This window comes from Clostridium sp. 1001275B_160808_H3 (assembly GCF_015550425.1).
In the GTDB taxonomy this organism is placed as follows: Bacteria; Bacillota; Clostridia; order Clostridiales; family Clostridiaceae; genus Clostridium.
The window spans coordinates 205,102-227,821 of the sequence record NZ_JADNAT010000001.1 but is presented as its reverse complement, the minus strand read 5'-3'; the positions used below and the strand labels follow the sequence as shown (position 1 = coordinate 227,821).

Below are 22,720 nucleotides of genomic sequence, written 5' to 3'. Positions count from 1 at the left end.
TAAAATACAGATGGGAGGTGAATTTATTTTGCAAAACTTTATGATTATATTAACTTCAAATATAGTTATAATAACTATGGTTCTTTTATCATATTATTTAAATAATACTTCTAATAAAGGAATATATTTTGGAGTTAGAATTCCTAAAAAATATCAAGAGTCAAGTGAAATAAAAGCCTTAGATAAAGATTATAAAAGAAAGGTACTTTTTATATTTGTAATTTATTTTGTAATAAATAATATACTAATGATTTCGAATTTACAAGTTAGTGAATTTATATTATCTATGATAATGACAATATCATTAATAGGAGCTCTTTTAATTCATGCAATTTTATTTGCTATTTACTATAAAATAACAAGGAAGTTAAAAGAAAAAAATAATTGGAGTTATAAAACTAATAATGTTGTTATAGTAGATACTACATTAAGAAAGCCAAAGAAAAATGAAAGATATAAAGCATTAAATGAAAAGTTTTTTTTACTTCCAATATTAATTTCTATTATAATTTTAGTATTAACTATATATAGAAGAGAATATATTTTAAATATGAATTCTTATGTTATTTATAAAATTCCTATATATCAAATTATAATGTGCTTAGCAATGTATTTGTTAACGAAAATAACTTTAACTTCAAAAGTTGATTTAAATAGTGGAAATATAGAAACAGCTGTAAAAAGAAAGAAAAAATTTAAAAGATTAATTTCTCTATTTTTATTTATAACAGAGATAGAAATGGTTGCATTATACTCAGTAATACAGCTAGGTATAATTTATAATTTTTATACTAACTCATTAGAGAATTTTATTAATGTTTTTATATCCATTAGTATGACTTTATTCATAATAATATTCATATTAATAGGTCAAGGTGGACGGAATATAGAAGAAGAAAATGAAGGTGATGACCTATATAAGAATGATGATGACAAATGGATATGGGGAATGTTTTATTATAATAAGAATGATCCAGCATGGATGGTGGAGAAAAGGGTAGGAATAGGGTATACGATTAATTTTGCAAATAAAAAAGCAACAATATTATTAATTTTACTTATATTGTTGATAATTTTATTTGCTATATATGATACAAATTTTAATGTTTAAATTATAAGGGAGGATTATTTATGGTTAGTAGCTTATCAATTGTATTTATGGTATTTAGCTTATTAGTAAGTGTGATAGTACCTATAGGAGGAATTATATTTTTAAAAAGAAAATATAATGTAAGTTTAAAAACATTCTTTATAGGTGCAGCAGCATTTTTTATTTTTGCACAAATTTTAGAAGCTCCTATACATTCATATTTCTTGAAGTTAAATAGTACAACATCAGGATTTTTGTTAAGTACTCCAATAGCTTATATGTTATATGGTGGTCTTATGGCTGGAATATTTGAAGAAACAGCAAGATTTCTATGTTTCAAGTTTATAATAAAAGATAGAGATGTAATGAGCGGGGTAACATATGGACTTGGACATGGTGGAATGGAAGCTATTTTAATCGGGGCAATAAGCAGTATAAATTCTTTAGTTTATTCTAATTTAATAAATAAAGGTGGATTCCAATCTATAATGGAGGGATTATCAGTACCAAAGGAAGTTATAAGTGCTACGTATGACCAATTTGTAAATAGCAGTTCCATCATGTGGGCCATGCCTGGAATAGAAAGAATATTTGCTATGGTGATTCATATATCATTATCAATTATAGTTTTGTATGCAGTTAAAGAAAGAAAATATATCTACTATGTATTAGCTATATTAATTCATGCTGTAATAGATTTTCCTGCAGCCCTATATCAAGTTGGTGTTATAAAAAATATATTTTTAGTTGAAGGAGTTATATTTATAACTGTATTAATTTTGGCAATGTATGTATTTAAGGTTTTTGTAAAAAAATTCCGTAATTATAATGAAATATTATAAAAAAACCTTTATAATGTTAATAAATTAATAAATTTTATAAAGGACACTACTAGATGCTTATTTTCTTTCATTTAATCTTAAGTGGATATATATAATTTTGAGTTGCCTTTAAGTGAAGTGACTGAATAAGCAACATTATATATGTCCTCTTTTTTATAAAGATTTATTAATTTACGTATAGATAAGGGGGCAAGTTTATGGAGAATATTTTAGTAAGAAAAGCTAGAAATGGAGACGAAGTAGAAATACTAAATTTAGTAGAGGAGGTACTGAATCTCTATGGATTAGATTTAAATCCAGAAGTAGAAGATTTAGATATAACTGATATATCTAAGTATTATATTCAAAATAATGGGGATTTTGAAGTTATAGAGTTCAATGGAGAGATAATAGGAACATATGGTATTTATAAAATAAATGATGAAACCTGTGAATTAAGAAAAATGTATTTAAAGCAAGATTTCCAAGGGATGGGGCTTGGAAATGTTATGATAGAAAATTCTTTTAAAATCGCTAAGTCACTTAATTATAAAAGAATTACTTTGCAGACTAATTCAGTTTTATATAAGGCTATAAAACTTTATAAAAAATATGGGTTTGAAGAATTTAATGAAGAAGTATGTGATAGATGTGATGTAGCAATGGTAAAGGAAATAGCTTAAATTATTTAGGTGTCTAAAGATAAGGGGGATTTTTATGAAATATTATGATACTAACATAAGAAATTTTAAAATAAGAGAAACTTCACAGGAGGATATTCCATTAATTTTATCCTTAATAAATGAAATAGCAGAGTATGAAAAAATGTCAGATGAAGTTATTGCAACAGAGGAAACATTAAGAAACTCTATTTTTGAAAATAATAGAGCAGAAGTTGTAATATTGGAGTTAGATGAAAATCCAGTTGGATATGCATTATATTTTTATAATTTCTCTACTTTTATAGGTAGAAGTGGTCTTTATTTAGAAGATATATTCATAAAAAAGGAATTTAGAGGAAATGGATTAGGAAAAGAAGTATTTAAGTTTTTAGGGAAGAAAGCAAGAGAAGAAGGCTGTAAGAGAATGGAGTGGACATGCCTTAATTGGAATGAACCATCAATAAAATTTTATAAGTCTTTGGGGGCAGTACCTATGGATGAATGGACAATATATAGACTTAAAGAAAAAGAGATAATAAATTTAAGTGAAATGAAATAATGTAAAAGAAGGTGTAGTATCAGAAATCTATTTAATATAAAAATTATTCAATTTCAAATATGTTTTATTGCCTTAAAAATTTAATATCTTATTTTTATAAAGGGGCTCGCGAAACGCGAGCCCCTTTCATATTAGAAATACTGAAGTTCTCTTTTACTAAAATAAACTCCTTTTAAACCAATTGAGTCTATAAAGTCTAATGCTATATCAAAATTTCTATAAATACTTTTATGGTTATGAGCATCAGAGCCTAAAGTAACATATTTACCGCCTAAGTCTTTATATAGACTATATATATCAAATAAAGATTCCTTAGCTGAATTTATGTGAAGTCTACTTGAGTTTAATTCTAAAACTTTTTCTTTATTTATTAAAGTAATAAATATTTCAGAAAGAATATCTTTAAAGTCTTGAATTGGTATTTCTTTATTTTCAAAAGAGCAATAACGACAAGGATAATCTATGTGTGATAAGGAATCAAAATTATTATATAATTTTACACAAGACAGCATATCTTCTAGATAGTAAGAAAAGAAGTCATGTTTATCATAACCTTGATATATATAATCACAGTATATATCAAGATTTTTAACTGCATGTATAGAACCTAATATAAAATCGAAGTCATGACTAGAAGCTATTTTTTCATTTTGAGCAAAGGTATTCTGTGTTAATCCAATTTCTATTCCTAACTTTAAACTTTCAGATCTGTATTTTTCATATTCTTTAAAGTAAGTAGGAACATCAAACTTGAAATCTTCTTTTACTGGATAGTCTAAATCCATATGATCAGTTATTATAATGCCAATATTTTTTTCTTTACTAGCAGATATTGCATCTAATATCATCATATCACTATCTGTAGAAAATTTTGAATGCATATGGCTATCAAATATCATACAATCCCTCCCCAATAATATAGTCTTATTTTAAAATTATATCATAGATTTATAAATAGTTCCTTATTATGCAAAATATCTTGATAAATAGTATTATTAAATATAAAATTAAATTAAAATATAAATAAAGGTGTGTTTTTATGAAAAAATTATTCGAAATAAAAGATTTAGTATTTTACAAGGAAGAATTTTTAGATAATTTAGATGAATTTGAAGATATATTACCTATAATAGAAGAACTTAGCAAAGATCTTACATACGAGGAAATAGAAGTAGTAGGAGAAAATGAATGTTGTGAAAAGACAAATAAGAATTATATAGTTGAAATACCAGGATTTTTAGACGAAAATGATGAGTTTTTAACACAAGCAGAAGTGGAAGCATTAGCAAGTTCAGGAAAGCAAAAAATGCTAGATTTATTTGTGATAAGAATATATAAATGTGTAGAATGTAAAAAATGGATAATAGATATTTTGGAGTAAAGAGGGTTGATAAACTTGAAGAAATTTGATAGATTATTAAAAAACTTAAAAGAATATATGTGCCTCTTAAAAGAAGACATAAATGGTTTAAGTTTTAATAATATTAAAGAATTTCTAATTAAGCGAAAAATACTACTTAGTACAATTTTAGTTTTTTTTATTTTAATTGGTTTTGGGGTAGGAAGATATAAAGCTTCAAAAGATATTGTTTTGAAGAAGCTAGAGATAGCTTTGAAAGAAAATAAACCTGGAGAAATATATAGAAAGATTAGAGTTGATGATAAAAAAATAAGTAGAAAGGATTTTCAACCTTTATCAGAATATTATTCAGAAAATACTACACAAGTCGATGACATAATAAGGGGGTTAAAAAGTAGTGAAAAAAGTAGATTCTTCACTTTAAAGAATGATAGAATACTATTTTTTAATAACTATAAAATACAAATAGAACCTATTGATATAAAGGTTAATACAAATTTTAATGAGGCTAAGATTTATGTTGATAACATTCCTATAGATGCGACAAATATAAAAACCGGTCTAATTCCCGGGAAATATATAATAAAAGGGGAATTAGATACGTTATATGGAAAAGTTATTGAGGAACAAGAAATATTTTTGATGCAAAATGAAGAATTTACATTGAATTTGAAGGCTATTAATATAAGTCTATCATCAAACTATAATGATGCAGATGTATTTATAAATGACAAAAAAATAGATGGAAAAGTAAAAGATATAAAAAACTATGGTCCAATACCTATGAATAAAGATATAGATATATATTTGCAAAGAGAATTTCCATGGGGAGTGTTGGAAAGCGAAAAAGTTAATGTGGGAGACTTACCTAATATAAATATAGATATAAACATGGTTAATGATAATTTATTGACTCAAATAGATAGTTGTACTAATAAGTTTTACAGTAGTGTTTTTAATGCTTTAAATTTAAATGACTATTCTTTAATAGAAAATGCACAAGATGATGCAAAAAATAAAATATATAACAGTATAAGAAGAGAAAGTTTATTTTTAAAAAATAATTATGAGCTTACCGAATTAGAAACAAAGGTAAAGAGTAGTGAGTTTTATTATGAAGATGAGACTTATAAAGCTAACATAGTTATAGATTTAAATTATAGTGTAAGTAAAAAACTTATCCCGTTTATAAAAAATAATGTTAATGAAATGTTTTTAACTCAAATGGAATATGTTGATGGGAAATGGCAAATAGTCGGTGTACAAAAGTTTAATTTAGAATAAGGGTAGGTGTAAAACTTATGAATAAGAAATTAAGAGCAGTAACCTTAGCTGTTGTAGTAATTTTTTCAAGTAACACATTGGTGTTAGCAGAAAGTAGTAGTTCCTTACAAGATAAAATTGAACAAAATCAAAATGATATAAGCAATTTAGAAAATGAAAAAGATAAAGTTAATGGAGAAATAGAAGATCAATCAAGTGAACTTCAAGGGATTTTGAATCAAATTGATGAAAAAGGTAAGGATTTAGAAAGTGCAAAAGCAGAAGTTGATTCATATCAGGCTAAAATAGATGAGGTACAAAGTGAAATTGATAGAATAAATTCAGAGATAACAAGTGCTGAAAATGAAATTTCTACAAAAGAAGCCCTTATTACAGAAAAAGAAGAAGAAGGTAGAAAGATAAAAGAAGCATTAGATCAGAGAGTAAGAAATTACTATAAAATGGATGTAACTGCAAATTATATTTATATGATATTGAGAAGTGAAAGTATAGTTTCTTTATTTAACAATATTCAAAATGTGTTTAGAATAATGACTTTAGATAAAGGGCTAATGGAATCAGCGAAAGAGATTCAAAAACAATTAGAAGACGAAAAGGTTGAAATTTCAAAAAAATTAGAAGAAATAGAAGCTGATAAAAATGAAGTAATAGCAAAGCAAGATGAGTTGAAAGAAGCTCAAAAGGAATTCATAGTAAAACAAGAATTCCATCAAAGTAAAATGGACGAGCTATATGGATTAGAATCACAAAAGTCAGGATTGATAGCATCTTTATCAGATAAAGAAAAAGAATTAGAAGAACAAATTGGTGATTTAGTTTCATATAATCAAGAGTTGCAAGCAGCTTTAGATAGTATATTTAATGAAATAAATAATGGCTCTAATAATGGTGGAAGTAATTCGGGCGGAGGTAACTCTGGAGGAGATAATTCAGGTGGAGAAGATAATTCAGGAGGAAATATAATTCCTGGAGATCCAAGTGGCGAGACGTTTTTAAGACCTGGATATGGTATTGTAACAGATCCGTATGGACCAAGAATTAATCCAGTTACTGGAGAAGCAGGATTCCATACTGGGGTAGATTTAGGCGATCCTTATGGTGCTCCTGTTGCTGCATCAAAAAGTGGTGTAGTTGCATATTCAGGTTGGATATCTGGATATGGAAATACAATTATTATAGATCATGGTAGCGGAGTTCAAACATTATATGGACATAATAGTGAACTTCTAGTAAGTGTTGGACAAACAGTAGCAAGAGGGCAAACCATTGCATATGTTGGATCAACAGGAATGAGTACTGGACCTCATATCCATTGGGAAATAAGAATTAATGGACAACATATAGATCCTAGTGGATATTTGTAAAAATTGGCCGAAAGGCCTTTTTATACAATGGACAATTGATAATTGACAGTTGACAATTGATGAAAAAAATTAAGCGAAGCTTAATTTAGAAGTCTTTTAATAAAAAATTCTGAAGAATGAAGAATTTTAACCTTAATTATCAATTGTGCATTATCAATTTTTAATTATAAAAAAACCTGTACAAAATTGCACAGGTTAAAGGGTTTCTATGTTCATTTAAGAAAGGGAATAAATGAACATATGTGGGGTTTTATTAAAACTGATAATAAAAAATTATTATCAGTAGTATGGGCTAATCATGTAATGAAAAAATATGTAATTTATAAAATAATTGTAAAATTTATATATTTATTATATTATATTTTGTCAAAAAATCCAATAGTTTTTAGAAAATTTATCGAAAATAAGATTTTTTCAGAAAATATTAGCATTTTATAAAATAAAAATATATAAAAATATATAAAATATATATAGAATTCGGTGAAATACGTTATATAATATAATTTGAGGTGATTTAAATGAAAAATTTTAGAAATGAAGATATATTAAAGTCAACACCTGACTATGAAGATTATACAGAAAATGAAGCTAAGCTATCAGTACAAGAAATGAGAGATCTTGGCTTATTAAAATGTGGTGGATGTTGTAGTAGTAAGGGAAGCGGTTCAGGCTGTGGTTGCAAAAGCAAAGGTAAATAATACTATATGATGTATTTTATAATAAATAAATGTAAAAGCTTTTAATATAAAATATAAATTATGGGGAGGTATTAGGTGTGAGAAAACCTAGCATATTCAGTAGAGATTATGAGAGGAAGATGAAAAAACGTAGAAGACGAATAGCAGCTATTTCGGTTATAGGGGTTTTACTTATAGGTAGTCTATTTATTAAGATAGCTATAGGTAGTATAAATACGGATACATTAAAAAATAAACTTCAAATGTGGATTGCTGAAGATAAATCTTTTGATAATACAGATAAAGATATTGATGACTTAGAAAACAATGAAAACAAAGAAGTTATTGAAGAAGCACCTAAAGAACCTGAAAGTAAAATTATGGAATTTAAAGTTAATGAAAATTCTATATTAAAAGCGGAATATGAAGATATAAATGGAACGATAAAATTTAAAGGTGTAAAAGAAGTTCCAAGTAATATGTATTATACTATAAACCAAGCGAAAAATTTAATTTTAGTTATAGATGAAAATCAAAATATGAAGATTTTTAATTCAAATAAAAAAGAAGCTAATATAACAAAAGATAAATATACAGCTCCAAATGGAGAAATATTTAATAAAGATTCAGTTCTTCAAACATATAATGGATATTTGTGGAATGTGGAAGCTAAGTTTGTAACAGATACAAAGGTTGCATACATTAGCAATGTACCTTACTTTGGATATGATTTAAATAAATATATATGGGTTGTAGATCTAAATAATAATACCCATAGTACTTTATGGAATTCTAAGGGGAGGGAAATAAAATTTGGAGATTTGAAAGAAAAAGGATTAGAAGTTGTAATTGATGGCAATGTTAAATATGTAAATCAAAATAGCTATTTAGTCGATTAAGATAAAATTAAATAAACAAATATTTGAAAGTGTTTGATATAGTATGGTATAATAACCTAGTTATATCAATTATGATAGTATCTTACTATTTTAGGAGGAAGAGTACAATGGAAGCTAAAATGGAAAAAATAGAGAAAAACGTTGTTAAGTTTGAAATAAAGGTTGAGGCTGAAAAATTTCAAGAATCTATAAAAAGAGCTTATAATAAAAACGTTAAGAATTTTAATGTACCAGGATTTAGAAAAGGAAAGGTTCCTATGGCAATAGTTAAAAAATACTATGGTATAGGAGTTTTAATTGAAGATGCAGTTAATTTTGCTATAGATGCATCATATTCAAAAGCATTAGAAGAAAACAACATAATTCCTGTTGATTATCCAAAGATAGACATAGTGACAGCAGAAGAAGGAAAAGAATTTGTATATACTGCAGAAGTTACAGTTTATCCTGAAGTTGAATTAGGAGAATACAAAGGATTAAAAGTTGAAAAGCCATCTTATGAAGTTACAGAAGATGCAATAAATGAAAAATTAAAAGAAATGCAACAAAAAAATGCTAGAATCGAAACTAAGGAAGATGGAGAAGTAGCTACTGGAGATACAGCAGTTATTGATTTCAAAGGATTTATCGATGATGTAGCATTTGAAGGTGGAGAAGGTAAAGACTATTCACTTGAAATAGGATCAGGTACTTTTATAGATAATTTTGAAGATCAATTAGTTGGAGCGAAAGTTGGAGATAAAGTTGAAGTTAACGTAACTTTCCCAGAAAACTATGGAAGAGAAGAATTAAATAATAAGCAAGCTAAATTCGAAGTTTTAGTAAAAGAAATAAAGATAAAAGAATTACCAGAAATTGATGATGAATTTGCTAAAGAAGTTTCAGAATTTGATACATTAGCAGAATTAAAAGAAGATATTGCTAAGAAAATGGAAGAAGAAAACAACAATAGAGCAGAAAGAGAATACGAAGATGCAATTATAAAAGCTGTTGTTGAAAATGCTAAAATTGATGTTCCAGAAGTTATGGTTGAAAAAGAAATTGATACAATGGTAAGCAACTTAGAACAAAGACTTCAATATCAAGGCTTAAATCTAGAACAATATTTCCAATTTACTGGTACAGACGAAGCAAAAATGAGAGAATACATGAAAGAAAATGCAGAAGTCAAAGTAAAGACGGATTTAGTTTTAGAAGCTGTAGAAAAGGCTGAAAATATTGATGCAACAGAAGAAGAATTAAAAGAAAAAGCTAAGGAAGTTGCAAAAATGTACTCAGCTCAAGAAGATGAAAAAATGGTTGATTTATTAATGAATGGCCAAAGAGCAGCACTTCTTGCAGATGTTAAAGTATCAAAGACTATAAAATTCTTAGTTGAAAATAATAAATAGTATATAAATAATAATTGCCAGAATAAAATTCTGGCAATTATTTCAAATATTCATTAACAAAATAAATAAAATTTTATATAATTTAATATAATTAGTTTTTTTAGAATATGGATATATTATAAAAGAAGGTAGATAATAGAGAAGGAGGGAATAAAAATGAGTTTAGTTCCTATGGTTGTAGAGCAAACTAGTAGAGGAGAAAGATCTTATGATATCTTCTCAAGATTATTAAAAGATAGAATAATTATGTTAAGTGGAGAAATTGATGATAACATTTCTAATTTAGTGGTATCACAATTATTATTCTTAGAAAGTGAAGATCCAGATAAGGATATCCATCTTTACATAAATAGTCCAGGAGGATCAATAACCGCAGGTATGGCTATTTATGATACAATGCAATATATTAAGCCAGATGTATCTACTATATGTATAGGGATGGCAGCTTCAATGGGATCATTTTTACTTTCATCAGGAGCAAAAGGAAAAAGGTTTGTATTACCAAATAGTGAAATTATGATTCATCAACCTCTAGGTGGCTTCCAAGGTCAAGCAACTGATTTCGATATACACGCAAAGAGAATATTAAAGATTAAAGAATCATTAAATAAAATATTAAGTGAAAATACTAATCAGCCTCTAGAAAAGATAAAAGTAGATGTTGAGAGAGATTACTTTATGACAGCGGAAGAAGCTATGAATTATGGGTTAGTAGATAAGGTAATTACGAAAAATGATAAAGGTAGCAACTAAGCAAAGTTCTATCTTAATCTAAGCGAGGTGAATTTATGGCTAAGTACGATGAGAAGAAACAACTTAAGTGTTCTTTCTGTGGAAAGAATCAAGAGCAAGTTAAAAGATTAATAGCTGGACCTGGTGTATATATTTGTGATGAATGTATAGATTTATGTTCAGAAATAATAGCAGATGAATTTGAAGACAGCATTGAATTAGATACAACAAGTGTTCCAAAACCAAATGAAATAAAAAATTATTTAGATCAATATGTAATTGGTCAAGAAAAAGCTAAAAAATCATTATCTGTTGCCGTTTATAATCACTATAAGAGAATAAACTCTAACTTAATAGATGATGATATTGAATTACAAAAGAGTAATATACTTTTATTAGGACCTACAGGATCAGGTAAAACGCTTCTAGCTCAAACATTAGCAAAGTTTTTAAATGTTCCATTTGCAATTGCTGATGCAACAACATTAACAGAAGCAGGATACGTAGGAGAAGACGTTGAAAATATTCTATTAAAATTAATCCAAAATGCTGATTACGATATAGAAAGAGCAGAAAAAGGAATAATTTATATAGATGAAATAGATAAAATTGCAAGAAAATCTGAAAATCCATCTATTACTAGGGATGTTTCAGGAGAAGGAGTTCAACAAGCGTTATTAAAAATACTTGAAGGAACAACAGCTTCAGTTCCACCACAAGGTGGTAGAAAACACCCACATCAAGAATTCTTACAAATAAATACATCAAATATCTTATTTATTTGTGGAGGAGCATTTGATGGTGTAGATAAAATAATAGAAAAAAGGACTGAAAAGAGTTCTATAGGATTTGGCGCAAATATAACATCTAGACATACTAAAGATGTTGGTAAATTACTTAAAGATATAATGCCAAGTGATTTATTAAAGTTTGGACTTATACCTGAATTCGTTGGTAGATTACCAGTTGTAGTAACTCTAGAATCATTAGATAATGATGCATTAGTGAATATATTAACTCAGCCTAAAAATGCTTTAGTTAAGCAATATAGAAAGCTTTTTGAGATTGATAATGTTGAGTTAGAATTTACTGATGATGCATTAAAAGCAATAGCAAATGAAGCTATTGAAAGAAAAACTGGTGCTAGAGGTTTAAGATCTATAGTTGAGGAAATGATGACAGAAGTTATGTTTGATATTCCTTCTGACGAAACAATTTCTAAAGTTATTATAAATGAAGATTGCATAAAAGAAAAAAATAATCCAGAAATTATTAAATTAGCAGAAGGTGAGGTAAGACCTCAATTAAAGGCTAAGAAAACTAAAAAAAGAAAAGGTATAGAAACTGCATAATAAAAAGACATCTTATTGTTATATTTAACTATAAGATGTCTTTTATTTTTAAATATAACAATAAGATAGCTTCAAGAAAAATAATGGTAATTCCCCCTTTTTTTATAGAATATTAACCTCTGATTAAGTTAATAATATTGATATGACTAAAAGAAGGGAGGGAGCATTAACTTTTAAAAAGTAATGCAAAATTTATGACTGAAGTATTAGTGGTATTGCAAATAACGACTATGATAGTATTTATTTATTATATGGTAAATAATAATAAAGCCCATAGTAATAATAAAGTTGTTATTGAAAGAGAAAATGTTAAGGAAATGGATAAGTTAAACAGAATGAGGAGCATTCAATTAACCCAACCATTAACTGAAAAAAGTAGACCAACTAAATTTGAAGAAATAATAGGGCAAGAAGATGGAATAAAAGCCTTAAAAGCTGCTTTATGTGGACCTAACCCACAGCACGTTATTATATACGGGCCTCCAGGAGTAGGAAAAACCGCCGCTGCGAGGCTAGTATTAGAAGAAGCTAAGAAGAGGGAAAAATCTCCTTTTAAGAAAGATGCGAAATTTATAGAAATTGATGCAACAACAATAAGATTTGACGAGAGAGGAATAGCAGATCCTTTAATAGGTTCAGTACATGATCCGATTTATCAAGGGGCTGGCTCTCTAGGAGTTGCAGGAATACCACAACCTAAACCGGGTGCTGTCACAAAGGCACACGGAGGGATGTTATTTATGGATGAAATAGGTGAATTGCATCCTATAGAACTAAATAAGTTACTTAAAGTATTAGAAGATAGAAAAGTATTTTTGGATAGTTCATATTATAGTAGTGAAAATCCTAATATGCCAGATTATATAAAAGAAATCTTTGATAATGGATTACCAGCAGATTTTAGATTAATAGGAGCTACTACAAGAAGTCCAGAAGAAATAGTTCCAGCTATAAGATCAAGGTGTGTAGAAATATTTTTTAGATCATTACATCCTGAAGAAATTAAAACAATAGGTAAAAATGCAGCTAATAAGGTTGGGCTAGAAATAGATGATAAATGTTTAGATTTAATTTCAAAGTATTGTACTAATGGAAGAGATGTTGTAAATTTAATACAGCTTTCTTCAGGAGTAGCAATAAATGAAAATAGAAGCGATATAAATATAGATGATATACAGTGGGTCATAGAAAATGGAAATTATACTCAAATTCCTGATAAAAAAATTAAAGATAAAGCAGAAATAGGAGTAGTTAATGGATTAGCAGTGCATGGAGCTAATATAGGTATATTAATGGAAATAGAAGCAACTGCAAAGAAAGTGGCGCATAGAATAGGAAACTTAAAGGTTACAGGTATTGTTGAAGAAGAAGAAATAAGTAGTAACAATAGAAAAATTAAAAGAAAAAGTACAGCATATTCATCAATCCAAAATGTGCTTACAGTTTTAAATAATATTTTTAATTTGGAATGTGAAAATTATGATATACATATAAACATTCCAGGGGGAATGCCAGTTGATGGACCATCAGCAGGAATAACAATTGCAACTGCTATATATAGTGCTATAAATAAAGTTAAAGTAAATAATAAAGTTGCTATGACCGGAGAAATAAGTCTTTTAGGAGAAGTTAAGCCTATTGGAGGAGTAAATGCAAAAATAAATGCAGCACAAAAGGCTGGTGCAACAAAAGTCATTATACCAATTGAAAATTGGAAGGACAGTTTTAATGATATAGAAGGAATTGAAGTTGTAGCTGTTAAAAGCCTAAATGAAGTGATAAATGAAGCACTATTAAAAGATGTAATTGTTGAAGATATGGCTGTGGAAGATATAGTTGTTAATAACAACATAGATATATTATCAGCCAAAGGAGAGGAGTAAAAATATATATTTAATGATTCAGAAAAAATTATATTAATAAATTTATATTCATATTTTTAATGGGCTGTCGTAAGACGGCTCTTTTAATTATAAGGTGAACCAGTATAAGTAGATTTAATAGTATTACTCATTACTAATATTGTCCATTGCTAAATTTCAAGTTTATATTATAATTATAATAATAAGTATAAAATAATAATTAATATTACTTATTTTATATAGAAATTTAAGTATTATGTATTGTATAGATTAAAATAGATTGAAAAATAATAATTTTATGTGTATACTATAAAAGTTACATAATAATGTAAGGAGGATGGGAATAAATGAGTGAAAAATTAATGGCTCTACCGTTGATTCCTCTAAGGGGAATTAGTATTTTTCCTAATATGATAATACATTTTGATGTAGGAAGAGAAAAGTCTAAGGCAGCTATAGAAGCAGCGATGGAAAATCAAACAGATATATTCTTAGCAACTCAAAAGGATTATGAAATAGAGGAACCGGAAATTGGTGATATTTATAATATAGGAACTATATGTAAGGTTAAACAAATAATAAAGCTACCAAATGATGTAATAAGAGTGTTAGTTGAAGGATTAGATAGAGGAGAAATTAAAGAATTAGATTCAAGTGAAGGATATTTAAAAGTATCAGTAGAAAGAATCGAAGAGCCTTCAAATGAAGAATATGAAAATATTGAGGCTTATATAAATTCTTTAAAAAAGAGTTTTAGTAGATATATTAAAGCTTCAGGAAATATGAAAAATAATATTATATCTATATTTGATACAATAGAAAACTATAGTGAGCTTGTAGATGTAGTTGCTTCATATGTAATTGTAGATGAAGATAAAAAGCAAGAAATACTACAAGAGGTTAATTGCATTAACAGGATAGAAAAACTACTTGTTATATTAGAAAATGAAATAGATATAATAAATGTTGAAAAGAAAATAGGTAAGAAACTTAAAGAGAGTGTTGATAAATCTCAGCGTGAATATTATATAAGAGAACAAATAAGAGTACTCCAAGAGGAAATTGGAGAAGATGATGAAGATAAAAAAGAAATATCTAAATACGAGGAAAGAATTAAAAAGGCTAAATTACCTAAACATGTTAGAGAAAAAGCTGAAAGTGAACTTTCAAGATTGAAATCAGCATCTGGTCAGGGGTCTGAAAGTAATGTAATAAGAAGTTATTTAGATTGGATACTTGATATACCTTGGAGTAAATCAACAAAGGATACTTTTGATGTAAATGAAGCTGAAAAAATACTTAATAATGAACATTATGGACTAGAAGAAGTAAAGGAAAGAATAGTAGAATACTTAGCTGTAAAGCAATATACAAATAGCTTGAAAGGGCCAATATTATGTTTAGTTGGACCTCCAGGAGTAGGTAAAACATCAATAGCTAAATCAATAGCAAATGCAACTAATAGAAAGTACACAAGAATGTCTCTAGGAGGCGTTAGAGATGAAGCTGAAATCAGAGGACATAGGAAAACTTATGTTGGAGCTATTCCAGGTAGATTAGCATATGCTTTAAAAGAAGCTAAAGTTAATAATCCTCTTATTTTATTAGATGAAATAGATAAATTAGGATCTGATAACAGAGGGAATGTGGCAGATGCTCTTTTAGAAGTATTAGATAGTGAACAAAACAATACATTTAGAGATCATTACTTAGAATTAGATATGGATTTATCTAAAGTATTATTTATAACCACAGCTAATTCACTAGATACAATACCAGCACCATTATTAGATAGAATGGAGATTATAGAGGTATCTGGTTATACTTATGAAGAGAAATATTATATAGCTAGAGATTATCTAATACCAAAATTATTAAAAGATCATAAGTTAACAAATGATCAATTTAAGATATCTGAAAGTGCTATAAAGGAAATAATAAACTCTTATACTAGGGAAGCTGGAGTAAGAAGTTTAGAAAGAGTTTTAGGAAAGCTAATAAGAAAAGCTCTTACAGAGATGATAAAGAATGATAAGACATCAATATCAATATCTTCTAATAGAATTGAGAAGTATTTAGGAAACAAGATATATAGTTTTGATATAAAAGAAAAGGAAGATAGAGTAGGAGTAGTAAAAGGAATGGCATGGACTGCTGCTGGTGGAGATACATTGCCAGTAGAATCTGTTACTATGAAGGGAACAGGTAAATTAGTTCTTACAGGACAATTAGGTGATGTTATGCAAGAATCAGCTAAGATTGCATTTGGATTTGTAAGAGCTAATGCAGTAAGATATGGTATAAATGAAGAATTCTATAAGAATACTGATATTCACATACATTTCCCTGAAGGTTCTATAAAGAAAGATGGTCCTTCTGCAGGTGTTACTATAATAACTTCTATTATTTCAGCTTTAACTCAAAAAAAGGTAAGAAGTAATGTTGCAATGACTGGAGAAGTTACTTTAACTGGTAGAGTGCTTGCAATAGGAGGATTAAAAGAAAAATCAATTGCTGCTTATAGAGCTGGGATTGATACTATTATAATACCAAAGGAAAATGAGAAAGATATAATTAAGATACCAAGTACAGTAAAAAATAAGCTTAATATCATTACAGTTGATCATGTTAATGAAGTATTAAATAAAGCTATAATTGGAGTTGATACTATTGATTAAAATTAAAAATTCAGATTTTGTTATATCTGCAGTTAAAAAAGAGCAGTACCCTGTGACAGGATTACCAGAAATAGCATTTGTGGGACGTTCTAATGTTGGGAAAAGTTCTATAATAAACGCTTTAACTAATAGGAAAAAACTTGCAAAGGTTAGTCAAACACCAGGAAAAACAAGATTAATAAATTTCTTCATTATAAATGGTGATGAGTTTTATCTAGTTGACTTACCTGGATATGGATATGCTAAAGTATCTAAAACTGAAAAAGCAAGTTGGGGAAAAACTATAGAAACGTACTTAAATGGAAGAGAAGAATTAAAAAGAGTAGTACTTTTAGTAGATTCTAGACATAAGCCTACAGCAGATGATATACAAATGCACGAATGGATTAAGTTTTATGGGTATGATGAGGTAGTTATAGCAACTAAAAGCGATAAACTGTCTAATAATGAGTTAAGGAAAAGTGAAAAAGTAATAAGAGAGACATTAAATTTATCAAAGGAAGATAAATTATATTTCTTTTCTTCAGTTCATAAAAAGGGGAAGGATGAGCTGATAGATAACCTTTTTGGGCCTATAATTGATAATATTGAAGTAGAATAATATATTAAAGAACTTGTAGTGAATACTATAAGTTCTTTTTTTTATTTATAAAAATTTAAAATATTACAATAAAAAACAGTGGCAATTATTATTCGAGAGAATAGTATATACTATAAAACAAAAAAAAACTAAAAATCCTAAGGAGGAGTAAGTTATGGAAATGAATGAAATTCTAAATGGTTTAAATTCATGCGGTTGTAGTGATAATATTGCACCCCAATGTTCAAACCAAGGCCCATTTAATAATATAGGATGTGGCTGTGGATTTGGAAGTTGGATATGGATACTATTAATACTATTCTATAGTGGAGGATTCGGCGGAGGATACAATAATAGCTGTTGCTGTAGAAAAGAACGTAAACACGATTGTTGCTGTGATGGCGGATATGGTGGATATGGAGCTGGAAACTGCTCATCTTATCTATTCTTATTAGTAATTCTATTCCTTTGCAACGGTTGCTCAGGATTTGGTAACTGTGGAAACGGAAATATATTTGGCGGATGCTGCTAATTTAAATTAGAAAGGAGAGATAGTTATGTCAAGGAAACATTCCCATAAAAAAGATTATGATGATTGCTGCTGCTGCTGTGAACCAATGCCATGTTGTGGAACTGGAAATATATTTGGTGGAATGAATAGTTGTATTACACCTATAATATTCTTATTAATTGCATGTGGATCAGGGCTTTTAAATAATAACTGTTCAGTTTTAATAATTTTATTATTCTTACTATGCGGAGGCTGTTTAGGAAGCTTATTTGGCGGAGACGCTTGCTGTTAGTATAGAGGATGGAGGGCTTAGCCCTCCAAAAAAATGCCTAAAAGTATAAACATATTTAATTTTTTTACATATAATAAAGCAACAGGAATATAATAGGAGGAACCTAAATGTCAAAAAAGAAACATAGACATAAAGGGGAGAGAGAAATTAATAATAACTCCGGTAATAGGGTGAATAATAATGCGCCATTTGGCATAAACCCTGCTCAACTGATGAGTATGTTTGGCGGAAATATGGATATGGGTCAAATCGGAAATGTGCTTTCATCTATGAAGATGGATGGATTAGATTTAAATAACTTTAATTTAGGGCAGTTTGGAAATAATCAACAGGGGAGAAGTGGGATAAATAATAGAAGTGGATTTGACTTAGGAGCTTTACAAGGTATGATGAATAATTTAGGGATGGGAAACTTTAATTTAGGAAATAATAATACTAATTTAGATAGCAATTCAAATTTTGCTTCTTCTAATGATAATAATTTTGACATAACTGATATAAAGAGTGACACTTCTGATAATAGCTTACTAGATGATGATTTACTAGATGATGAGAACATACAAATGTTAATAGCTATAAAAAGTATAGTTGATTCAAAAAAAGCTAATTTTATAGATAAAGTTATAGAAGCTTACAATAATGGATATTTTAAGGAATAATGAAATTTAGAAATTTATTAAGGAAATGTATAAAAAGGTAAGTCTATGTAAATAATATTATTGTACCGGAGAAGTATTCTCCTATAGCAAGCGATGAGAAATCTTCGTTTAAGCTAAAACCCCCCCATCCCCCTTTTAAGGCCGCTTATAGCGGCCTTTTAATTTTATATTTTCTTTATTGAAGATATTTTAAGAGAACCATATCCATCATCTTCTACTGATAAATACAATAATAGCTCTTTATCAGGAGAAGAATCATTTGTATTTTTTACAGATTCAAATGATAATGTCCAATTTACCCCTAATATATTTCCATTTGAATCCCATTTAAAATCTGAAAAATAACCATTTTGGAAGGAATATCTTGTATTATCCTTATCTAATCCCCATAATATTGCAAGTTCAGTACTATCTATATTAGGAGTGAAAATGTTAGGTGCCTCAGATAATTCGTAAGGAGCTTCAATTACATCTATAAATCCTTGAATTGCAGATAATCCAGGAACTTTTATTTTTGAAAATGTTATATCTTTTATGTTATCTCCTAGGAAAAGAATACTTTTGGTAGAACCATCACCTTTGCTCGAAGAAAGAGAGAGCAGTTTAGGCGTCTTGTTATTGTTGGAATCAAGTATCCCTATTATATTATCACTTGAAAAAAATGTATTTACAAATTTAGATCCATTCCATGAAAATACATAATTTACAGGAGATTTATCTTTGGATAACTGTACAATTATTTCTGGAAGGTTATTTCTGGATAAATCTATAATATTCACTTTGATAGGCCATTTAATAAGTGAATCTCCAAGCAAATTTGATCCGTCATTATTAACAAGAGGATAAGTTTTATCTTTACTTTTTATATTTAATATGTAGTTATTATTTTCCTTGGATATTTCAATCTTATCATTTTCACCATCTCCATCTAAGTCAAAATCATTATAATTTTTTGAAGTAATTGGTGTGAGTGTTTCTATAGAATTATTATTAGTAAGAAAAAAATAAGTAGATAATACAAACACAAAAAATATAAGGAAAGTTATTATATAAGAGAGTACAACATTCTTTTTTATAATTATAAATCTTGACATATAATCACCTCAATTTATTATATGAGGCTTATTAGCGATTAATACAAAATAAATAAAAAGCTAGAAATTAATTAAAATTTCTAGCTTAATCATTTATTGACAATCTTTACATAATCCGTAAAAAAATATTTTGTTTGATAGAACTTTATATTCTGAGCACTCCTCAGCAGTACGATTAAGAGTCGTAAATGATATATTTTCTAAGTCAGTTACCTTACTACAGTTGATACATTGAATATGAGCATGTTCATGTGAATTAGCATCATATCTAAAATTGCCTTCTCCAACATTAATTTCTTGAACTAATTTAACTTCTACTAAAGTCTTTAATGCTTTATAAACTGTAGCTAAACTCATAGTAGGATACTCAGGTTGAAGTGCTTTATATATAATTTCTGCAGAAGGATGTTCATCTGTACTCATTAAATATTTATAAACTGCTAATCTTTGAGGAGTAAGTTTTAGTTTCTTTTCTCTGAAGATAGAAGTTATATTCTCCATAATACACCATCCTTTTTTATTATTAATTAAATTATATATTATAAAGAATTAAGTGTCAACAAATGTTTTTTAGTAATTAATGCTATTGAATAATTAATATTAATTGTTGAAATATTTTAATTATATAGTAAAATTTTCTTGTTACTATTGTATTCGTTAATATTATATGATAATATAATATTAAAGTTGTTAATAAATTAACAAACTTATATAGTTTAAATTATTTAATCTTATAAAATAATAATATCATAAAAAGTAGCAATAATATATAATAAAGATGAATTTATATTTATGAGGAGGAAATAAAATGGCAAAATATAAAGTTGGAGACGAATTAATTGTAATAACTGACCCTTCAGAGGAAAAAGTAAAATTAAGAGAATTAACACAACTTACCACAGATGGTGATTATGCGCAGATATCATGGGGATTAAAGATAATTAAAGTGGAATATGAAAAGCCATATGTAACTTTAACATATAGAAATGTAGATGGAGAAATAAATAAGGTATTTGCTGAATGTAGGGATATAGAAAATTTTGATCAAGAAAAAGTTTTGGAAAAAGCACTACTTAAAGCATTTACTAATGAAATAATTAATATATCAGTAGTTAAAAATAGTAGTCATTGCAAAAGATAAGATAATTAATGGTTTAGATATAATATTATAGATATGGAATAGAGTGCAGAATATAGACACTAATTTCATATCTTTTTACTTTTCTGTTAAATTTACTTAATTTCTTTTAAATTACATGTTATTAGTATATAATAATTATAAATTAATAATAGAGGATGAGAAAATGGATATTTTTATAGCTAGGCAAGGGATATATAATAAAGAAGAAAAAGTAGTAGCTTATGAATTGCTTTATAGAAATTCTTTAAAAAATAATTTCGAAGGCTATATTGAAGATGAAGAGGCTACATATAAAGTAATAGATAATATATCGTCTTTTGGGTTAGATATATTAACTGATAATAAACTAGCTTTTGTTAATTTTTCAGAAAAGTTAATAAAGAAGAATATTGCAACATTACTACCAAAAGAAAGAGTAGTAATAGAAATACTTGAAAGTGTTAATCCATCGGAAGATGTAATTAATCAATTATCTTATTTAAAAGAATTAGGATACTGCATAGCATTAGATGATGTGGTAGATATAAATGATATTATAAATTTTATTGGGGTTATAGACATAGCAAAAGTTGATTTTCTTCTTTCATCTAAAGAATCAAGAGAAAAAATTGCTCAAATTTGTAAAAGGTTTAGTATTAAAATGCTAGCTGAAAAAATAGAGACATTAGAAGATTTGGAAGAAGCAAAAAGCCTTGAATATGATTATTTTCAAGGATTTTATTATAGTAAGCCAGCTATATTTTTAGGAAAAGATATGGCAATAAAGAACACTAGTATTTTTACACTTTTGATAGAATTAATAAGAGAAGATTATGATATAGATAAAGTTGAGTACACAATGAAAACAGATATTGCTTTAACATATAAATTCTTAAGATTTATAAATTCATCTTATTTTAGCTTTCTTCAAGAAGTTAAATCTATAAAGCAGGCTATAATGTTAATTGGAAGAGAAGAACTTAGAAAGTGGTTATCAATATTGTCGGTTGTGGAAATTTCGTCTGGTAAAAGTGATGAGTATGCTAAGAATATAGTAATAAGGGCTAAATTCTGTGAGGGAATATCTAAGATAATACACTATAATGATTTATCATCAGCCTTTATGGTTGGGTTGTTTTCAAACTTGCATTTAATGATGGAGAAAGATATCAATTATGTAGTTGAAAACTTACCTGTTAATATAGAAATAAAGAAGGCTTTAATCGGAGAAAAAAATATTCTAAGGGATATTTTAGAGTTAGCCTTAGCATACGAAGTACTAGATAATAAAAAAATAGAAGAGCAATGTACTAATTTAAAAATTGATGATGGAGTTTTAGTTGATATATATTGTAGCTCCATTGAGTGGTGTAAAAATATAGGGAATTAAGTCGATATTTATTTTTCAAAAAGGGATATAAAATACTTTATTTTAGCAAAAAGATATAATATAATATAAGAAAATTGTGATTTCGTTTTCACACTTTAGGTATTGGGGGGAGAGGTATGAGTAAGTGTCCGTTTTGGTCAACCAATAAAGAAAAGGTAAGTTGTTATAATACATGTCCTATGTATTCTAAAAGCGATGAAGCTGATACGTGTCCATTTAAGGAGTTTTTGTCTTCAAATAATAAAGTGGAGTTTGTTGGTAGCGTGGATGAAGACTTATTTTATTCACAAGATAGATATTTAAACTATAATATTGATGATAAAGTTATTAATTATTAAAATAA

24 protein-coding genes are annotated in these 22,720 nt (G+C 27.5%); 21 read left to right on the top strand and 3 right to left on the bottom strand.

Going from position 1 to position 22,720, the window contains the following annotated elements:
- Nucleotides 1-40 precede the first annotated feature (40 nt).
- From I2A75_RS01070 to I2A75_RS01055, 4 genes are all read left to right on the top strand, one after another.
- On the top strand, nucleotides 41-1,111 hold the full coding sequence (locus I2A75_RS01070) for a DUF5808 domain-containing protein (RefSeq protein ID WP_243241906.1): 1,071 nt from the start codon (nucleotides 41-43) through the stop codon (nucleotides 1,109-1,111).
- A gap of 20 nt (nucleotides 1,112-1,131) precedes the next feature.
- Nucleotides 1,132-1,932, top strand: a complete 801-nt coding sequence (locus I2A75_RS01065; protein WP_195262624.1) for a YhfC family intramembrane metalloprotease — start codon at nucleotides 1,132-1,134, stop codon at nucleotides 1,930-1,932.
- Between the two features lie 197 nt (nucleotides 1,933-2,129).
- On the top strand, nucleotides 2,130-2,594 hold the full coding sequence (locus I2A75_RS01060) for a GNAT family N-acetyltransferase (protein ID WP_195262623.1): 465 nt from the start codon (nucleotides 2,130-2,132) through the stop codon (nucleotides 2,592-2,594).
- Between the two features lie 34 nt (nucleotides 2,595-2,628).
- Entirely contained in the window at nucleotides 2,629-3,132 is a 504-nt protein-coding gene (locus I2A75_RS01055; RefSeq protein ID WP_195262622.1) for a GNAT family N-acetyltransferase, read from the top strand.
- A 131-nt stretch (nucleotides 3,133-3,263) separates the two neighbouring features.
- Here the strand turns inward: I2A75_RS01055 and I2A75_RS01050 are convergent, their stop codons facing one another.
- On the bottom strand, nucleotides 3,264-4,031 hold the full coding sequence (locus I2A75_RS01050) for a histidinol phosphate phosphatase (RefSeq protein WP_195262621.1): 768 nt from the start codon (nucleotides 4,029-4,031) through the stop codon (nucleotides 3,264-3,266).
- A 140-nt stretch (nucleotides 4,032-4,171) separates the two neighbouring features.
- Between I2A75_RS01050 and I2A75_RS01045 the strand changes: the two genes are divergently transcribed.
- From I2A75_RS01045 to I2A75_RS00980, 14 genes are all read left to right on the top strand, one after another.
- Entirely contained in the window at nucleotides 4,172-4,513 is a 342-nt protein-coding gene (locus I2A75_RS01045) for a hypothetical protein (RefSeq protein WP_195262620.1), read from the top strand.
- Nucleotides 4,514-4,528: 15 nt separating this feature from the next.
- Entirely contained in the window at nucleotides 4,529-5,776 is a 1,248-nt protein-coding gene (locus tag I2A75_RS01040; protein WP_195262619.1) for a hypothetical protein, read from the top strand.
- A gap of 17 nt (nucleotides 5,777-5,793) precedes the next feature.
- A complete protein-coding gene (locus tag I2A75_RS01035; protein WP_195262618.1) occupies nucleotides 5,794-7,140 on the top strand; it encodes a M23 family metallopeptidase in 1,347 nt (448 codons plus the stop codon).
- Nucleotides 7,141-7,658: 518 nt separating this feature from the next.
- Nucleotides 7,659-7,838 (top strand): hypothetical protein, encoded by a 180-nt coding sequence (locus I2A75_RS01030; protein ID WP_195262617.1) that lies wholly within the window; start codon nucleotides 7,659-7,661, stop codon nucleotides 7,836-7,838.
- 77 nt (nucleotides 7,839-7,915) lie between these two features.
- Nucleotides 7,916-8,716 carry a hypothetical protein gene (locus I2A75_RS01025; RefSeq protein WP_195262616.1) on the top strand — a complete coding sequence of 267 codons (801 nt, stop codon included), beginning with the start codon at nucleotides 7,916-7,918 and terminating at the stop codon, nucleotides 8,714-8,716.
- 107 nt (nucleotides 8,717-8,823) lie between these two features.
- A complete protein-coding gene (tig, locus tag I2A75_RS01020) occupies nucleotides 8,824-10,107 on the top strand; it encodes a trigger factor (protein WP_195262615.1) in 1,284 nt (427 codons plus the stop codon).
- Between the two features lie 156 nt (nucleotides 10,108-10,263).
- Nucleotides 10,264-10,860 carry an ATP-dependent Clp endopeptidase proteolytic subunit ClpP gene (gene clpP, locus I2A75_RS01015; RefSeq protein WP_195262614.1) on the top strand — a complete coding sequence of 199 codons (597 nt, stop codon included), beginning with the start codon at nucleotides 10,264-10,266 and terminating at the stop codon, nucleotides 10,858-10,860.
- Nucleotides 10,861-10,895: 35 nt separating this feature from the next.
- Nucleotides 10,896-12,191, top strand: a complete 1,296-nt coding sequence (gene clpX, locus I2A75_RS01010; protein WP_195262613.1) for an ATP-dependent Clp protease ATP-binding subunit ClpX — start codon at nucleotides 10,896-10,898, stop codon at nucleotides 12,189-12,191.
- A gap of 194 nt (nucleotides 12,192-12,385) precedes the next feature.
- A complete protein-coding gene (gene lonB / locus I2A75_RS01005; RefSeq protein ID WP_195262612.1) occupies nucleotides 12,386-14,074 on the top strand; it encodes an ATP-dependent protease LonB in 1,689 nt (562 codons plus the stop codon).
- Nucleotides 14,075-14,400: 326 nt separating this feature from the next.
- On the top strand, nucleotides 14,401-16,731 hold the full coding sequence (lon, locus tag I2A75_RS01000) for an endopeptidase La (RefSeq protein ID WP_195262611.1): 2,331 nt from the start codon (nucleotides 14,401-14,403) through the stop codon (nucleotides 16,729-16,731).
- Nucleotides 16,727-17,332 (top strand): ribosome biogenesis GTP-binding protein YihA/YsxC, encoded by a 606-nt coding sequence (yihA, locus tag I2A75_RS00995; RefSeq protein WP_195262785.1) that lies wholly within the window; start codon nucleotides 16,727-16,729, stop codon nucleotides 17,330-17,332. Before lon ends, yihA begins: the two co-directional genes overlap by 5 nt.
- A gap of 154 nt (nucleotides 17,333-17,486) precedes the next feature.
- Complete coding sequence (locus I2A75_RS00990) at nucleotides 17,487-17,843, top strand: hypothetical protein (protein WP_195262610.1); 357 nt, start codon at nucleotides 17,487-17,489, stop codon at nucleotides 17,841-17,843.
- Nucleotides 17,844-17,868: 25 nt separating this feature from the next.
- The gene (locus I2A75_RS00985; protein ID WP_195262609.1) at nucleotides 17,869-18,114 is read left to right on the top strand and encodes a hypothetical protein; all 246 of its coding nucleotides are present in this window, start codon (nucleotides 17,869-17,871) and stop codon (nucleotides 18,112-18,114) included.
- Between the two features lie 107 nt (nucleotides 18,115-18,221).
- Nucleotides 18,222-18,773 carry a hypothetical protein gene (locus tag I2A75_RS00980; protein ID WP_195262608.1) on the top strand — a complete coding sequence of 184 codons (552 nt, stop codon included), beginning with the start codon at nucleotides 18,222-18,224 and terminating at the stop codon, nucleotides 18,771-18,773.
- 164 nt (nucleotides 18,774-18,937) lie between these two features.
- Here the strand turns inward: I2A75_RS00980 and I2A75_RS00975 are convergent, their stop codons facing one another.
- Both I2A75_RS00975 and I2A75_RS00970 read right to left on the bottom strand, forming a co-directional pair.
- On the bottom strand, nucleotides 18,938-19,867 hold the full coding sequence (locus tag I2A75_RS00975; RefSeq protein ID WP_195262607.1) for a hypothetical protein: 930 nt from the start codon (nucleotides 19,865-19,867) through the stop codon (nucleotides 18,938-18,940).
- 93 nt (nucleotides 19,868-19,960) lie between these two features.
- Nucleotides 19,961-20,368, bottom strand: a complete 408-nt coding sequence (locus tag I2A75_RS00970) for a Fur family transcriptional regulator (protein WP_195262606.1) — start codon at nucleotides 20,366-20,368, stop codon at nucleotides 19,961-19,963.
- A 307-nt stretch (nucleotides 20,369-20,675) separates the two neighbouring features.
- On the opposite strand from I2A75_RS00970, the gene I2A75_RS00965 reads away from it, so the two are divergent.
- The 3 genes from I2A75_RS00965 (at nucleotide 20,676) to I2A75_RS00955 (ending at nucleotide 22,715) form a co-directional block, all read left to right on the top strand.
- Entirely contained in the window at nucleotides 20,676-21,008 is a 333-nt protein-coding gene (locus I2A75_RS00965; RefSeq protein ID WP_195262605.1) for a hypothetical protein, read from the top strand.
- Nucleotides 21,009-21,171: 163 nt separating this feature from the next.
- Entirely contained in the window at nucleotides 21,172-22,377 is a 1,206-nt protein-coding gene (locus I2A75_RS00960) for an HDOD domain-containing protein (RefSeq protein ID WP_195262604.1), read from the top strand.
- 116 nt (nucleotides 22,378-22,493) lie between these two features.
- Nucleotides 22,494-22,715 (top strand): hypothetical protein, encoded by a 222-nt coding sequence (locus tag I2A75_RS00955; RefSeq protein ID WP_195262603.1) that lies wholly within the window; start codon nucleotides 22,494-22,496, stop codon nucleotides 22,713-22,715.
- Nucleotides 22,716-22,720 lie beyond the last annotated feature (5 nt).